Origin of the sequence: Rouxiella badensis (genome assembly GCF_002093665.1) — a bacterium.
Lineage (GTDB): Bacteria > Pseudomonadota > Gammaproteobacteria > Enterobacterales > Enterobacteriaceae > Rouxiella > Rouxiella badensis.
Window position 1 is genome coordinate 109663 of sequence record NZ_MRWE01000002.1, and the last position, 15322, is coordinate 124984.

Genomic DNA, 15322 nt, shown 5'->3' on the forward strand with positions numbered 1-15322 from the left:
TCACACCGTTTCCTGATTATTTTGTTTGCTAGTCTGGGTAATACGATCGCTTTGCAGACGCTGTTTTTCTATCTCGACTTGTTTGCTGCGCCAGATGCTGTTCAGCACATGCACCATCGCTTTCGCGGAAGATTCTACAATATCGGTTGCCAGCCCAACGCCGTGGAAACGACGCCCCTGGTAAGACACAACTATATCAACCTGGCCCAATGCGTCACGGCCGTGGCCCTTCGCCGTCAGCTGATATTTGATTAATTCTATCTGATAGCCGGTGATGCGATTAATCGCCTGATATACGGCATCGACCGGCCCGTTGCCGGTCGCCGCTTCGGTTTGAATTTCTTCACCGCAGGCCAGATTTACCGAGGCGGTGGCCGTGATGCTTGAACCTGACTGCACGCTGAAGTTATCCAGACGATAAAACTCAGGCTCTTCCTGCTGTTTGTTGATAAACACCAGGGCTTCTAAATCATAATCGAAAACCTGCCCTTTTTTGTCGGCCAGCTTCAGGAAGGCGCTGTACAGGTGATCCATATTATAGTCGGATTCCTTATAGCCCATCTCTTCCATACGGTGTTTCACCGCCGCGCGACCAGAGCGAGAAGTCAGGTTCAACTGTACCTGGTTCAGGCCAATCGATTCCGGCGTCATGATCTCATAGTTTTCACGATTCTTCAGAACGCCGTCCTGATGAATTCCTGATGAGTGTGCAAAGGCGTTAGAGCCGACAATCGCCTTATTGCCCGGAATGGGCATGTTGGTTATCTGGCTGACAATCTGGCTAGTGCGGTAGATTTCTTTGTGATTGATGTTGGTATGGACCTGCATGTATTCAGAGCGGGTCTTGATAGCCATGATAACTTCTTCCAGCGCCGTATTGCCTGCGCGCTCGCCAATACCGTTCAGCGTGCCTTCAACCTGACGCGCACCGGCCTGAATTGCCGCAATCGAGTTACCGACCGCCATGCCCAGATCGTCATGGCAGTGTACTGAAATCACGGCTTTATCGATGTTCGGAACGCGTTCATACAGATTGGTAATGATACCGCTGAACTGGTGAGGCGTGGTGTAACCCACGGTGTCAGGAATATTGATGGTCGTTGCACCGGCTTTAATTGCGGCTTCGACCACGCGGCACAGGTTGTCCAGCGGTGTGCGGCCTGCGTCTTCGCATGAGAATTCCACGTCGTCGGTATAGTTGCGTGCGCGCTTGACCGAATGAACCGCCATATCCAGCACCTGATCGAAAGAACGCTTCAGTTTGGATTCGATGTGCAGGGTAGAGGTGGCCAAAAATACGTGAATACGGAAGGCTTCTGCAACGCGCAGCGCTTCGGCAGCCACGTCGATATCGCCGTCAACGCAGCGTGCCAGACCACAAACGCGGCTGTTTTTAATCTGACGGGCAATGGTTTGTACCGACTCGAAATCACCAGGAGAAGAAACAGGAAAACCGACTTCCATGACGTCCACGCCCATTCTTTCAAGGGCGATGGCGATTTGCAGTTTATCTTTCACACTCAGGCTCGCCTGCAGTGCCTGTTCGCCATCACGCAGCGTGGTATCGAAAATAATGACTTGTTCGCTCATCTTAGTGTTCCTTGTCTGGGTTACTTTCGCGCGTTGCGGATAAAAAAAAACCCGCGCATTTGCGCGGGTTTGCTGTTTGTGGAGGCTGAAATCAGTTGTGATTTTCACCCACTGGCATACCGCGCAATGAATCTGCGTTGAGTAGTAGGCCAAGTAGACGGGTGAATTTAAACATGTGTATTTCAACTTCTCAGTATTTGGGGGGCGTTTTGCCTGTGGCCTAAATTGATACGTGAATGTGAAGTTGATGTCAACTTAAGAATGTTTGAAGTCACAAAATGACAAAGAGCAGAGAGGGAGAGTGAGGCGGAATAAAATTCTGCCTTTGTCTAAAAATCTGGTGCGATTGTTGGTGTGGATCGGATGGAGGCGTTGAATCTCGAAAATTATCAGCTTTTACTCATTATTTTCGGGCTCACAAAACGGATAATCAGGAATTACTCATGCTTGAAAATGGCGCTTTGGGTTAGCTTATTGAACTAAGTCTTAATTGTCTTTGGCAGGCTGTTTATTCGCGTGCCAGGTAATAGGGTTTTTTCTGCGCATTGGTTTTAATGGGCTTATATTATAATTTGGGAGGCGCAATGTCTGACGTTATTTTAGATAAAACTCAGGATGAAAATATCCCCGACAATACTCTGCGAACCCGTCACGAGGACAATCATTTGCGTCGTGCGGATTTAAATTTATTAACCGTATTTGATGCCGTTATGCAATTGCAGAATATTACTCGTGCGGCCCAAATGCTGGGTATGTCGCAGCCGGCGGTGAGCAACGCCGTTTCACGGTTGAAGAATATGTTCAGCGACGAGCTTTTTGTCCGCTCTGGGCGCGGTATTGAGCCAACGGCAAGGGCGCACCAACTCTATGGTCCGATCCGCCAGGCGCTGCAGCTGGTCACCAATGAGCTGCCCGGCCTCGGGTTTGACCCACAGACCAGTAGACGTCAATTCTCAATTACTATTAGCAGCCCGCTCGATATCCTGCTGGCACCAAAAATTCTTAGCCGCCTCAGCCAGCGCTCTCATTGCGTGACGCTTAATATCGAGTCGCTGGTTAACGAAAACCTGGACAATCAGCTGCGTTATCAGGAGCTGGAGTTTGCCATTGGTTATCGCGGTATTGAACGTTCTGATTTTTATAATCAGAAGTTGTTCGACGATGAGCTGGTGCTTATTTCCTCCAGAAATCATCCGCGAATAGGGCAGCAGAGCAGTGAGTGCTACTACTTTAATGAGAAGCACGCGGTGGTCAGGCTCAGCAATCACTGCTCATTCAGCTCTCCTTATTACAATACCCCTGAAACTCAGCAAAGAGTCTGCTATCAGGGCGCGAGCCTCATCAGCGTGATGGAGATAGTCTCACAGACGCAGATGCTGGCTCTGGTTCCTGGATGGCTGGCTGAGCAAAACGCCCATCGGCTGTCGTTAAAAATAGACACACTTGACTGGATGAACAACAAGTTAACCAGTTATTTATCCTGGCATGAGTCTGCCAGTAAAGATAAAGGAAATCTGTGGATGAAAGACTTGTTAATGCAGTGTGCGGAGCTTGAATAAAGAGTGCAGGTTATTAATTGATTCGCGTGACGGACAATGCGCACAAAGTGAATTGTCAGTGATTAATATTAGGTGTTTATGCTTTAGCAGATTTTTATACTAAGGTTTTCAGACGGAAATTTCTTATCCTCGCAAGCCGTGAAATCTTTCTTCTGGGCTCACTTCTTCCTGTTAACAGAGGGAGTGAGATTCAGTAATGAGGGGCTAGATTCATTAATTTTGTTAAAAATCAAGAGAAATGATCTTGCTTATTTCTTATATCGTGATGCCGATCACTTAATTGCGCTAAGAAAATTATGTCCATCTGGGGCATAATTTAACTCTGTAATTCTTTCCTTCCTCGTTATTTCCCCCAGATGGCCGACCCGTTATATGGTTTTTTATGTTGGTAAGTTGATTAAGCGCAGCGGCAGGCTGTTTTCAGCAACAACACGCATTATTTTGTCGTTTGCCTGGTCCAAATTCTGACGTTAAGGTAATCAGTTATATTGCAGAACGATAATTGCATAACGAACAAAGCATACTAAAGAAGGGTGCGAAGCCCTCTTATCCGGGATTAGGGAATGATTTCCGACATCCATTAGAAACGAGTCGTCCTAAAGAACAAAAGCCTGGAGGCAAACCCATGGAGATGTTGTCAGGAGCCGAGATGGTCGTCCGGTCGTTAATCGATCAGGGCGTAAAACATGTATTCGGTTATCCCGGCGGAGCGGTGTTGGATATCTATGATGCCCTGCACACAGTCGGCGGGATTGATCATGTGCTAGTAAGACATGAGCAGGGCGCTGTGCATATGGCTGATGGCTATGCGCGCGCGACGGGAGAAGTCGGCGTGGTGCTGGTCACCTCAGGTCCAGGTGCTACCAACGCAATCACCGGGATTGCTACCGCTTACATGGACTCTATTCCTATGGTGGTGCTCTCCGGTCAGGTTCACAGCTCACTGATTGGTTATGATGCCTTCCAGGAATGCGACATGGTCGGGATCTCCCGTCCTATCGTTAAGCATAGTTTTTTGGTCAAGCGTGCCGAAGATATCCCCACCGTCCTGAAGAAAGCCTTCTATCTGGCTTCAACCGGTCGACCGGGTCCGGTGGTTATTGACTTGCCGAAAGACGTCGTGAACCCTCAGGTCAAGCTGCCTTATGCTTATCCTGAGCAGGTGTCGCTGCGCTCTTATAACCCGACGGTGCAGGGTCACCGCGGGCAGATCAAACGCGCTCTGCAAACGCTGATATCGGCCAAGAAACCGGTGCTTTACGTCGGTGGCGGTGCGGTTAATTCTGATTGTAGCGCTGAGCTGCTGAAGCTTGCCGAAACGCTGAATTTGCCGGTGACCTCAACGCTGATGGGGCTGGGCGCGTTTCCGGGCACCCACCGTCAGAGCGTTGGCATGCTGGGGATGCACGGCACTTATGAAGCCAATATGACCATGCACAATGCCGACCTTATTTTCGGCGTGGGTGTGCGTTTTGACGACCGTACCACCAATAACCTTGAGAAGTATTGCCCGAACGCCACCATCATGCACATTGATATTGACCCGACGTCGATTTCGAAAACGGTGAATGCCGATATCCCTATCGTGGGTGACGCTAAACAAACGCTGGTGCAGATGCTTGAGCTGCTTGAAAGTTCTGACGAAAAGCAGGAGCTTGACGCACTGAGCGACTGGTGGCAGAGCATCGAACAATGGCGTGCCAAGAATTGCCTGGGCTATGACAAAAATACTGGCACCATCAAACCGCAGGCGGTGATCGAGACTCTGCATCGTTTGACTAAGGGTGATGCCTATGTCACCTCTGACGTGGGCCAGCACCAGATGTTTGCTGCGCTTTACTATCAGTTCGACAAACCGCGTCGCTGGATAAACTCCGGCGGTCTGGGCACCATGGGCTTTGGCCTGCCTGCCGCACTGGGTGTCAAACTCGGTCTGCCAGACGAAACCGTGGTCTGCGTAACCGGTGACGGCAGCATCCAGATGAACATTCAGGAGCTGTCTACCGCGCTGCAATACGATCTCCCAGTTGTTATTGTTAACCTTAACAACGGCTATCTGGGCATGGTGAAGCAGTGGCAGGATATGATCTATTCCGGTCGTCACTCGCAGTCTTACATGCAGTCGCTGCCTGATTTCGTCAAACTGGCCGAAGCCTATGGTCATGTGGGGATGGCGATTCGCCATCCTGACGAGTTGGAAAGCAAGCTGGCGGAAGCGCTGGCAATGAAAAATCGTCTGGTATTTGTTGATATCAGCGTGGATGAAACCGAGCACGTTTACCCGATGTTGATCCGTGGCGGTGGAATGGACGAAATGTGGTTAAGCAAAACGGAGAGGACATAATCATGCGCCGGATTTTATCTGTACTGTTAGAAAACGAATCGGGCGCACTGTCACGCGTGGTCGGGCTGTTCTCCCAGCGCGGCTATAACATTGAAAGCCTGACCGTGGCGCCGACCGACGATCCCACGCTCTCACGCATGACCATTCAGACCGTGGGCGATGCCAAGGTTCTTGAGCAGATAGAAAAGCAGCTGCACAAGCTGGTCGACGTGCTGCGAGTGAACGAACTGGTGCAGGGCGCCCACGTCGAGCGCGAGATAATGTTGGTGAAACTGCAGGCGACCGGCTACGGACGCGAAGAGATCAAACGTTCTACCGAAATCTTCCGTGGGCAGATTGTCGATGTGACTGCTACGCTTTACACGGTTCAGCTTGCCGGTACCAGCGACAAACTTGACGCCTTCCTCAACACGGTGCGCGAAGTCGCAGAAATTGTTGAAGTGGCTCGTTCAGGCGTGGTCGGTGTGTCCCGTGGTGACAAGGTGATGCGCTAACAGGTCATCGCCCGGCGACAAATGTGTTTTGTGTCGTCGTTCAAAAAGCTCAACTTCGGTTGGGCTTTTTTTGTTATGGGGCGATGAGTTATCGTAAAACACCTTGCCGAGTAGGGTCTTCTCGGGTTAGATATTGAGAGTATTTACTTCAATTAAGGGGTTCGTGGTGAAACTGGATGAAATCGCGAGGTTAGCGGGTGTTTCGCGTACCACTGCCAGTTATGTAATTAATGGCAAAGCGAAGCAGTATCGTGTCAGCGATAAGACAGTCGAGAAGGTCATGGCTGTCGTGAAGGAACATAATTATCACCCCAACGCCGTTGCAGCAGGTTTGCGCGCTGGCAGGACCCGTTCGATCGGGCTGGTCATTCCTGATTTGGAAAATACCAGCTATACCAAAATCGCCAATTTTCTCGAGCGTCAGGCGCGTCAGCGCGGCTATCAGCTGTTGATTGCCTGCTCCGAGGATCAGCCTGATAACGAGATGCGCTGCATCGAGCATCTGCTTCAGCGTCAGGTTGACGCCATCATTATCTCGACCTCGCTGCCGCCGGAGCATCCGTTTTATCAGCGCTGGGCCAAAGACGACTTTCCGATTATTGCGCTCGACCGCGCACTTGATCCTGAAAACTTTATCAGCGTTGTCGGTGCGGATCAGGAAGATGCCTTCATGTTGGCGCAGGAGCTGCGCAACTTCCCGGCCGAGAGCGTGTTGTATCTGGGCGCACTCCCTGAACTCTCCGTCAGCTTCCTGCGTGAGCAGGGATTCCGTCAGGCTTGGGAAGGTGACGCGCGTCAACCAGAGTATCTTTACGCCAACGCCTATGACCGCGACTCTGCGGCGCAGGTTTTTGCCCAGTGGCTGAAGACCCACGAGATGCCGAAGGCGTTATACACCACCTCGTTCCAGCTGTTGCAGGGAGTGATGGACGTTACCCTGAGAGAGAAAGGGCGTCTGCCGTCCGATCTTGCGATCGCGACCTTTGGCGACAACGAGCTGCTCGACTTCCTGGAATGTCCAGTGCTTGCCGTCGCACAGCGTCATCGTGACGTTGCAGAACGCGTGCTCGAGCTGGTGCTTGCCTGCCTTGATGAGCCGAAGAAACCGAAAGCCGGCCTCACCCGCATTCGCCGCAATCTTTTCCGCCGCGGTCGCCTTAGTCGTAAGTGATAATGTGAAGCGGATTAAGCGTTCACGCTTTTCCGCTTCCATTGCCCTCTGCCTCTCTTTTTCCTTAGCTTTACAAAACAATACTTTTCTCATGGCGGAATTTCAGCCAAAAACATTGCGGGTATTCTTAAAAGGGCATTAACCATTAAGATTAAGAGCAATCTCACACAAATAATTATTTGAAAATGGTTTCGCTAATAAAAATGGAATAATCAATTTTAAAAATACGTGATTATTACGCCCTATTCTGCTGTAGAATTCCCGGCTTAATTTGGCCAGACGGTTTTGAACCTTGCTCCTTTAGCCGCAAAAGCCGCAGCAAGCGGGGTTGGTGAGCGTGCTGGACCTTTTTTAGGTGCTTAAAGCTTGGCGCTGGTTTTAAAGTAATTAGCAAAGTTCGTGGTTTTAAGAAATGAGAGATCGGTAGCAGAAGAATATAATTAGATAAATAATGGCCAAGTTGATTTAATTTTGACCGTTATTGTTATTTAAATGATTTTTCCTCAACTAATCATAGCGTTATTTTTTAATCCCTCAGAAAGACCCCTTCAAGGTTCGGATTTTGCCTAACTTATTGCCTGTAAATAATCGGAAACCTTGGCCTCTCTGGCTTGACAAGGTTTTAAAAGCATCCGTAAACTCCTTTAAGTGGGAATTTGTGGTGTAAAGTGGTGAAAAGGGTCATTGAGGGGTAGCTCAGGTATGTTTCGTGGGGCAACGATGGTTAACCTCGACAGCAAAGGGCGGCTTGCCGTACCCACCCGATATCGGGATTTGCTGAGCGAAGAGTCGCAAGGTCAGATGGTCTGCACCATCGATCTTCATCACCCATGCCTGCTTCTTTACACCTTGCCCGAATGGGAAGTTATCGAACAAAAATTGTCCCGTCTGTCGAGCATGAACCCGGTCGAGCGTCGTATTCAGCGTTTGTTATTGGGTCACGCGAGTGAATGTCAGATGGATAACGCCGGGCGTCTGCTCATCGTAAACACTTTGCGACAGCACGCTGGGCTGGCCAAAGAAGTGATGCTGGTTGGGCAGTTCAACAAGTTTGAACTGTGGGATGAACAGACCTGGTATCAACAAGTCAAGGAAGACATTGACGCTGAACAATCGTCTCAGGAACCGCTTTCCGAGAGATTACAGGACTTGTCACTATAAGCATGCTTGAAAATTACAAACATACATCCGTGTTATTGGATGAAGCCGTAAATGGGCTGAACATTCGCCCCGACGGCATTTACATTGATGGAACCTTTGGTCGCGGCGGTCATTCGCGACTGATTTTGTCACAGCTTGGCCCTGAAGGACGTTTATTGGCTATCGACCGCGATCCTCAGGCGATCGAAGCCTCGAAGGCGATTGGCGATCCACGTTTTTCTATCGTGCATGGCCCGTTTTCCGAGCTGGCAGAATACGTCAAGGATCGCGGCCTGGTAGGCAAGATTGACGGTATTTTGCTGGATCTTGGCGTATCTTCGCCGCAGTTGGACGATCCGGAGCGTGGCTTCTCGTTTATGCGTGACGGACCTCTGGACATGCGTATGGATCCGAGCCGTGGTTATTCAGCAGCTGAATGGTTGATGAAGGCAGAAGCCGAAGATATTGCCTGGGTATTGAAGACTTTCGGCGAAGAACGTTTCGCCAAGCGTATTGCCCGCGCCATCGTTGAACGCAACCGCGAACAGCCAATGACGCGCACCAAGGAGCTGGCCGACCTGATTGCCAATGCCTCACCGATTCGTGAGAAGCATAAGCATCCGGCGACGCGCAGCTTCCAGGCTGTGCGTATTTATATCAACAGCGAGCTGGAAGAGATAGAACGCGCACTCGACGGCGCACTCGAAGTTCTGGCAACCGATGGCCGCCTGTCCGTCATCAGTTTCCACTCGCTGGAAGACAGAATTGTTAAACGATTTATTCGCCAGCACAGCCGGGGACCGCAGGTGCCATCGGGGATCCCGATGACCGAAGCGCAGCTGCAGAGTCTCGGAGGACGCACCCTTAAATCCATCGGCAAAATGATGCCGTCGGAGGCCGAGGTGGCAGAAAATCCACGAGCACGCAGTTCAGTACTGCGTTTTGCCGCGAGGACCGCGCAATGATAGGTAATGAGCGTCATGGTTTGGTTGGGGTCATTTTCAGCGACATTTTGCGCAACGGAAAGATCCCGATGATTTTGCTTGTCTCGACTCTGATAAGCGCTATGGCGGTCGTTACGGTATCACATAAAACGCGTCTGCTGACGGCTCAGCGTGAACAGCTGGTTTTGGAAAAGGATGCGCTGGATATTGAATGGCGCAACCTAATCCTCGAAGAGAATGCCCTCGGCGATCACAGCCGGGTAGAACGTATCGCAACGGAAAAATTGCAGATGCAACATGTTGACCCTTCTCAGGAAACCATTGTTGTGCAGCAATAAAATTATTCTGCTTTAAGGCTTCTGCCACTCGGTTAAAGGCAATTTGCTCATGGAGATGACAAGCGACAGATGAAAGCGACACGTGCCGCGAAGTTTAAGCGTCAGGAAGATAAAGCCAGCTTTGTAAGCTGGCGTTTTGCGTTGCTGTGCGGCTGCATTCTTCTGGGGCTGATAGGGTTGATGTCCCGCGTCGCCTATCTTCAGGTCATCAACCCCGACAGGCTGGTGCGTGAGGGCGACATGCGTTCGCTCCGCGTTCAGGCTATTCCAACCTCTCGCGGTATGATAAGCGATCGCGCCGGTCGTCCTCTGGCGGTCAGCGTGCCGGTAAACGCCATCTGGGCTGACCCGAAAGAGGTCAATGAGCACGGCGGTATTACCGTTGATAACCGCTGGAAAGCGCTGGCCGATGCACTCAATATGCCGCTCGACCAACTGACCAGCCGCGTTAATGCCAATCCTAAAGGTCGCTTTGTCTATCTGGCGCGCCAGATTAACCCGGCTATCGGCGACTACATCCGCAAGCTGAAACTTCCGGGCATCTTCCTGCGTCAGGAATCGCGCCGCTACTATCCTGCGGGTCAGGTCACGGCGCACGTTATCGGCGTGACCAACATTGACGGGCAGGGCATCGAAGGCGTCGAGAAGAGCTTTGACCGCTGGCTGACCGGCCAACCCGGTGAGCGTACGGTGCGTAAAGACCGCTCTGGCCGCGTCATCGAAGATATCTCCACCTTAGACAGCCAGGCCGCGCATAATCTGGTGCTCAGTATTGACGAACGTCTGCAGGCACTGGTTTATCGTGAACTGAACAATGCCGTGGCGTTTAACAAGGCCGAGTCGGGCACTGCCGTGCTGGTTGACGTTAATACCGGCGAAGTCCTGGCGATGGCCAATAGCCCCTCCTATAACCCAAACAACCTTGCTGGTACCCCGCAAGAGACCATGCGTAACCGCGCGATCACCGATATCTTCGAGCCGGGCTCAACGGTGAAACCAATGGTGGTGATGACGGCGCTCAAACGCGGTGTCATCAAGGAAAATAGCGTATTAAACACCCTGCCGTACCGCATTAACGGTAAGGAAATCAAAGACGTCGCGAGATACCCGGAGCTTTCCATCACCGGTATCCTACAGAAGTCGAGTAACGTCGGTGTTTCAAAACTGGCGTTAGCGATGCCGTCCGCAGAGCTGGTAGATACTTACTCGCGCTTCGGATTGGGTAAACCCACCAATTTGGGACTGGTTGGGGAAAGCAGTGGCTTATATCCAAAAAAACAACGGTGGTCTGACATAGAGAGGGCCACCTTCTCTTTCGGCTACGGGCTAATGGTGACACCTCTCCAGCTAGCGCGAGTCTATGCAACGATTGGCAGCATGGGCATTGCCCGTCCGCTGTCGATAACCAAAGTTGATCCGCCGGTCTCCGGTGAACGTGTTTTCCCTGAACCCCTGGTGCGTACCGTTGTTCACATGATGGAAAGCGTCGCGCTTCCCGGTGGTGGTGGCGTTAAGGCCGCTATCAAGGGTTACCGCATCGCCATCAAAACCGGTACGGCAAAAAAAGTTGGCCCGGATGGCCAATACATGAACAAGTACATTGCCTATACCGCGGGCGTTGCGCCTGCGAGTCATCCTCGATTTGCCTTGGTGGTCGTCATTAACGATCCTCAGGCGGGTAAATACTACGGTGGTGCGGTATCCGCACCGGTATTTGGCGCCATCATGGGCGGCGTACTGCGCACGATGAACGTTGAGCCGGACGCCTTACCGACGGACGTAGGCAATGACATTGTCAATAATCAAAAAGAGGCTTCAGGTGACAGATCGTAATTTACGCGACCTACTTGCACCTTGGGTGAGTGATGCCCCGAACACGGTGTTAAAAGACATGACGCTCGACAGCCGCACTGCGGCTGCTGGCGATCTGTTTGTCGCGATTTCTGGCCATACGAGCGATGGCCGTCACTATATTCCTCAGGCTATTGCGCAGGGCGTTAGCGCGGTAGTCGCAGAAGCGCAGGGACAGGCCGAACACGGCGCTGTCAGAGTTCAGCACGGCGTGCCCGTGGTGTATCTGGATAACCTGAATCTGCTGTTGTCGGAGATAGCAGGTCGATTCTATGAACAGCCTGGCGCCGCGCTGCGTCTGGTTGGCGTGACCGGCACCAACGGCAAAACCACCACGACGCAGCTGTTGGCGCAGTGGGCGCAGCTGTTGGGCGAAACCAGTGCCGTGATGGGTACCGTCGGAAACGGCCTGCTCAACCGCGTAGTACCGGCTGAAAATACGACCGGCTCTGCGGTCCAGGTGCAGCAAATCCTGGGCGATTTAGTGCAGCAGGGCGCGACCTTTGCCGCGATGGAAGTCTCTTCGCACGGTCTGGTGCAGCACCGTGTCTCGGCTCTGCCCTTTGCCGCAGCGGCCTTCACCAACCTGAGCCGCGATCACCTGGATTACCACGGTGACATGCAGCATTACGAAGAGGCCAAGTGGCAGCTGTTTTCGACCCACGAAAGTGAGCAGAAAATTATCAACGCTGACGATAGCGTGGGGCAGCGCTGGTTGGCAAAACTGCCGGATGCCGTGGCCGTCAGCATGGAAAACAAATTACCGGCTGACTGGAAAGGGCGCTGGCTGTCTGCGTCCCGCGTGAGCTATCACGACAAAGGGGCGACGGTCGAGCTGGACTCAAGCTGGGGCAATGGCGTGCTCGAAAGCCGTCTGATGGGCGCTTTCAACGTCAGTAACCTGCTGGTTGCACTGGGTACGCTGCTGTCGCTCGGCTATGCCTTTGACGAATTATTGAAAACCGCGCCGCAGCTACAGCCGGTTTGCGGTCGTATGGAAGTGTTCCATGCGCCCGGCCGTCCGACCGTCGTCGTCGATTATGCCCACACCCCCGATGCGCTGGAGAAGGCGTTGGCGGCGGCTCGTCTGCACTGCACCGGCAAGCTGTGGTGCGTGTTCGGCTGCGGCGGTGACCGCGATAAAGGCAAACGCCCTCTGATGGGGGGCATTGCCGAGCAGTACGCCGACTGCGTTGTGGTGACCGACGACAACCCGCGCAGCGAAGACCCTCGTGCCATCATCAACGACATCCTTTCCGGCTTGCTCGATGCTGGCCGTGCGCTGGCGATCCCTGGCCGCGCCGAAGCGGTAACCAGCGCTATCATGCAGGCGACTGAGAATGACGTAGTGCTGCTGGCGGGCAAGGGCCACGAAGATTACCAATTGGTCGGCAACCAGCGTTTCGATTACTCGGATCGCGTTACCGCCGCGCGCCTGTTGGGGGTGATTGCATGATCCCGGTTTCTCTACAAAAACTGACCGACGTGCTGAGCGCTGAACTGTTCGGTAACGACACGCAGATTGATGCGGTGACCACCGATACGCGTCAAATCACGCCGGGCTGCCTGTTTATCGCCCTTAAAGGTGAAAATTTTGATGCGCACGACTTCGCCGCCGATGCAGTCAAGGCCGGGGCGGCAGCGCTCATCGTTAGCAAACGTCTGCCGGTGGAGGCGCCTCAGCTGGTCGTGGCCGATACCCGCATTGCGCTGGGAAAATTGGGTGCCTGGGTGCGTCAGCAGGTTCCGGCTCGTGTGGTTGCGTTGACCGGTTCTTCCGGCAAGACCTCGGTGAAAGAGATGACCGCGGCCATTCTGCGCCAGTGCGGCAACGTGTTGTACACCGCGGGCAACTTCAATAATGACATCGGCGCGCCGCTGACGCTGCTGCGCCTGACCCCTGAACATGACTTTGCCGTGGTTGAGCTTGGTGCCAACCATCAGGGCGAGATTGCCTACACCACAGACCTGACTCGTCCGCAAACCGCGTTGGTCAACAACCTGTCTGCGGCGCACCTGGAAGGGTTCGGGTCGCTGGCGGGCGTTGCCAAGGCAAAAGGCGAAATTTTCGACGGTCTGCCGGCTGACGGCATCGCCATCATTAACGCGGACAGTAACGACTGGCCGCACTGGCAGGCGCGTATCGGCAATAAAACCGTCTGGCGCTTTTCGCCTGACGCGGCCGAAGGCGTCGACTTCTATGCCAGCAACGTCACTGTAAATGCCTTCAATACTACCTTTACGCTGCACTCGCCGCAGGGGCAAATCGATATCAGTCTGCCGCTGCCGGGACGTCATAACGTGGCTAACGCGCTGGCCGCGGCCGCGCTGGCGCTTTCTGTCGGTGCGACGCTCAAGGTGGTACGTGAGGGGCTTTCTTCGCTACAGGCGGTGAAAGGGCGTCTGTTCCCGGTTCGTCTGGCGGAAGGCAAAACGCTGCTCGACGACAGCTACAACGCTAACGTGGGGTCGATGACCGCGGCGGCTCAGGTGCTGGCAGAGATGCCGGGATACCGGGTAATGGCGCTGGGCGACATGGCCGAGCTGGGCGATGAGAGCGAAGCCTGCCACCGCGAGGTTGGTGAAGCTATTCGTCTCGCCGGTATTGATAAAGTTTTAACTGTCGGTCACTTCAGTCGCGCAATCAGCGATGCCAGTGGCTGTGGCGAACATCTTCAGGATAAAGCGGCTGTAACGGCCCGTTTAGCCAGCTTGTTATCTGAACACGCGGTAATTACCGTTTTAATTAAAGGTTCACGTAGTGCCGCGATGGAGCAGGTAGTACGGGCGTTACAGGAGAATGCAACATGTTAGTTTGGCTGGCCGAGCACTTGGTCAAATATTATTCAGGCTTTAACGTCTTTTCATACCTGACGTTTCGCGCCATTGTCAGCCTGCTGACGGCCCTGTTCCTCTCGCTGTGGATGGGTCCGCGCCTGATTGCCTATTTGCAGAAGCTGCAGATTGGTCAGGTTGTTCGCCATGACGGTCCGGAATCACACTTCAGCAAACGCGGTACTCCAACCATGGGCGGCGTGCTGATTCTGTTTTCAATCACCGTATCGGTCCTGATGTGGGCTTATCCATCAAACCCTTACGTATGGTGCGTGCTGTTTGTGCTGGTGGGTTACGGCGTGGTCGGTTTCGTTGATGACTACCGCAAAGTGGTGCGCAAAGACACCAAAGGTCTGATCGCCCGCTGGAAATACTTCTGGCAGTCGGTGATTGCGCTGGTCGTGGCCTTCACCATGTACGCAGTGGGTAAAGATACGCCTGCGACCGAGCTGGTGGTGCCGTTCTTCAAGGACATCATGCCGCAGCTGGGCCTGCTTTACATTCTGCTGAGCTACTTCGTGATAGTCGGCACCAGCAACGCGGTAAACCTGACCGACGGTCTGGACGGCCTGGCGATTATGCCAACGGTGTTCGTGGCGGCCGGATTCGCGCTGGTAGCCTGGGCGACCGGTAACATGAACTTTGCCAACTATCTGCACATTCCTTATCTGCGCCACGCGGGTGAGCTGGTTATCGTATGTACCGCCATCGTGGGGGCTGGCCTCGGATTCCTGTGGTTCAACACTTACCCGGCGCAGGTCTTCATGGGTGACGTTGGTTCTCTGGCGCTGGGTGGCGCACTGGGCACCATCGCCGTACTGCTGCGTCAGGAGTTCCTGCTGTTGATTATGGGCGGCGTATTCGTGGTGGAAACACTGTCGGTTATTTTGCAGGTGGGCTCCTTTAAGCTGCGCGGACAACGTATTTTCCGCATGGCGCCGATTCACCACCACTATGAGCTGAAAGGCTGGCCGGAACCTCGCGTTATCGTGCGCTTCTGGATTATTTCGCTGATGCTGGTGCTGATTGGCCTGGCGACGCTGAAGGTGCGCTAAC

Annotated in this window: 12 protein-coding genes; 11 read left to right on the forward strand and 1 reads right to left on the reverse strand. The window is 53.1% G+C overall.

Going from position 1 to position 15322, the window contains the following annotated elements; all coding sequences use genetic code 11:
• Entirely contained in the window at positions 1 to 1590 is a 1590-nt protein-coding gene (gene leuA / locus BS640_RS01770) for a 2-isopropylmalate synthase (RefSeq protein WP_017489918.1), read from the reverse strand.
• Positions 1591 to 2174: 584 nt separating this feature from the next.
• Between leuA and leuO the strand changes: the two genes are divergently transcribed.
• The 11 genes from leuO (at position 2175) to mraY (ending at position 15321) form a co-directional block, all read left to right on the forward strand.
• Entirely contained in the window at positions 2175 to 3149 is a 975-nt protein-coding gene (gene leuO, locus BS640_RS01775) for a transcriptional regulator LeuO (RefSeq protein WP_017489919.1), read from the forward strand.
• Between the two features lie 625 nt (positions 3150 to 3774).
• Positions 3775 to 5493 (forward strand): acetolactate synthase 3 large subunit, encoded by a 1719-nt coding sequence (gene ilvI, locus BS640_RS01780; RefSeq protein ID WP_026110260.1) that lies wholly within the window; start codon positions 3775 to 3777, stop codon positions 5491 to 5493.
• Between the two features lie 2 nt (positions 5494 to 5495).
• Positions 5496 to 5987, forward strand: coding sequence for an acetolactate synthase small subunit (ilvN, locus tag BS640_RS01785; protein ID WP_017489921.1), 492 nt, complete (start codon positions 5496 to 5498; stop codon positions 5985 to 5987).
• A gap of 166 nt (positions 5988 to 6153) precedes the next feature.
• On the forward strand, positions 6154 to 7158 hold the full coding sequence (gene cra, locus BS640_RS01790; protein ID WP_017489922.1) for a catabolite repressor/activator: 1005 nt from the start codon (positions 6154 to 6156) through the stop codon (positions 7156 to 7158).
• 702 nt (positions 7159 to 7860) lie between these two features.
• On the forward strand, positions 7861 to 8319 hold the full coding sequence (mraZ, locus tag BS640_RS01795; protein ID WP_017489923.1) for a division/cell wall cluster transcriptional repressor MraZ: 459 nt from the start codon (positions 7861 to 7863) through the stop codon (positions 8317 to 8319).
• 2 nt (positions 8320 to 8321) lie between these two features.
• On the forward strand, positions 8322 to 9263 hold the full coding sequence (rsmH, locus tag BS640_RS01800; RefSeq protein WP_084911722.1) for a 16S rRNA (cytosine(1402)-N(4))-methyltransferase RsmH: 942 nt from the start codon (positions 8322 to 8324) through the stop codon (positions 9261 to 9263).
• Positions 9260 to 9580, forward strand: a complete 321-nt coding sequence (gene ftsL, locus BS640_RS01805) for a cell division protein FtsL (protein ID WP_017489925.1) — start codon at positions 9260 to 9262, stop codon at positions 9578 to 9580. Before rsmH ends, ftsL begins: the two co-directional genes overlap by 4 nt.
• A gap of 69 nt (positions 9581 to 9649) precedes the next feature.
• On the forward strand, positions 9650 to 11413 hold the full coding sequence (locus BS640_RS01810; protein ID WP_017489926.1) for a peptidoglycan glycosyltransferase FtsI: 1764 nt from the start codon (positions 9650 to 9652) through the stop codon (positions 11411 to 11413).
• A complete protein-coding gene (murE, locus tag BS640_RS01815) occupies positions 11400 to 12887 on the forward strand; it encodes a UDP-N-acetylmuramoyl-L-alanyl-D-glutamate--2,6-diaminopimelate ligase (RefSeq protein WP_017489927.1) in 1488 nt (495 codons plus the stop codon). Before BS640_RS01810 ends, murE begins: the two co-directional genes overlap by 14 nt.
• Positions 12884 to 14245 (forward strand): UDP-N-acetylmuramoyl-tripeptide--D-alanyl-D-alanine ligase, encoded by a 1362-nt coding sequence (gene murF / locus BS640_RS01820; protein ID WP_017489928.1) that lies wholly within the window; start codon positions 12884 to 12886, stop codon positions 14243 to 14245. Before murE ends, murF begins: the two co-directional genes overlap by 4 nt.
• Complete coding sequence (gene mraY / locus BS640_RS01825; protein WP_017489929.1) at positions 14239 to 15321, forward strand: phospho-N-acetylmuramoyl-pentapeptide-transferase; 1083 nt, start codon at positions 14239 to 14241, stop codon at positions 15319 to 15321. Before murF ends, mraY begins: the two co-directional genes overlap by 7 nt.
• Position 15322: the final 1 nt, after the last annotated feature.

What these genes read in the sequence shown, in the direction of transcription:
- leuA (WP_017489918.1), bottom strand. Translation starts at nt 1,590, where the DNA reads ATGAGCGAACAAGTCATTATTTTCGATACCACGCTGCGTGATGGCGAA.
- leuO (WP_017489919.1), top strand. Translation starts at nt 2,175, where the DNA reads ATGTCTGACGTTATTTTAGATAAAACTCAGGATGAAAATATCCCCGAC.
- ilvI (WP_026110260.1), top strand. Translation starts at nt 3,775, where the DNA reads ATGGAGATGTTGTCAGGAGCCGAGATGGTCGTCCGGTCGTTAATCGAT.
- ilvN (WP_017489921.1), top strand. Translation starts at nt 5,496, where the DNA reads ATGCGCCGGATTTTATCTGTACTGTTAGAAAACGAATCGGGCGCACTG.
- mraZ (WP_017489923.1), top strand. Translation starts at nt 7,861, where the DNA reads ATGTTTCGTGGGGCAACGATGGTTAACCTCGACAGCAAAGGGCGGCTT.
- rsmH (WP_084911722.1), top strand. Translation starts at nt 8,322, where the DNA reads ATGCTTGAAAATTACAAACATACATCCGTGTTATTGGATGAAGCCGTA.
- ftsL (WP_017489925.1), top strand. Translation starts at nt 9,260, where the DNA reads ATGATAGGTAATGAGCGTCATGGTTTGGTTGGGGTCATTTTCAGCGAC.
- BS640_RS01810 (WP_017489926.1), top strand. Translation starts at nt 9,650, where the DNA reads ATGAAAGCGACACGTGCCGCGAAGTTTAAGCGTCAGGAAGATAAAGCC.
- murF (WP_017489928.1), top strand. Translation starts at nt 12,884, where the DNA reads ATGATCCCGGTTTCTCTACAAAAACTGACCGACGTGCTGAGCGCTGAA.
- mraY (WP_017489929.1), top strand. Translation starts at nt 14,239, where the DNA reads ATGTTAGTTTGGCTGGCCGAGCACTTGGTCAAATATTATTCAGGCTTT.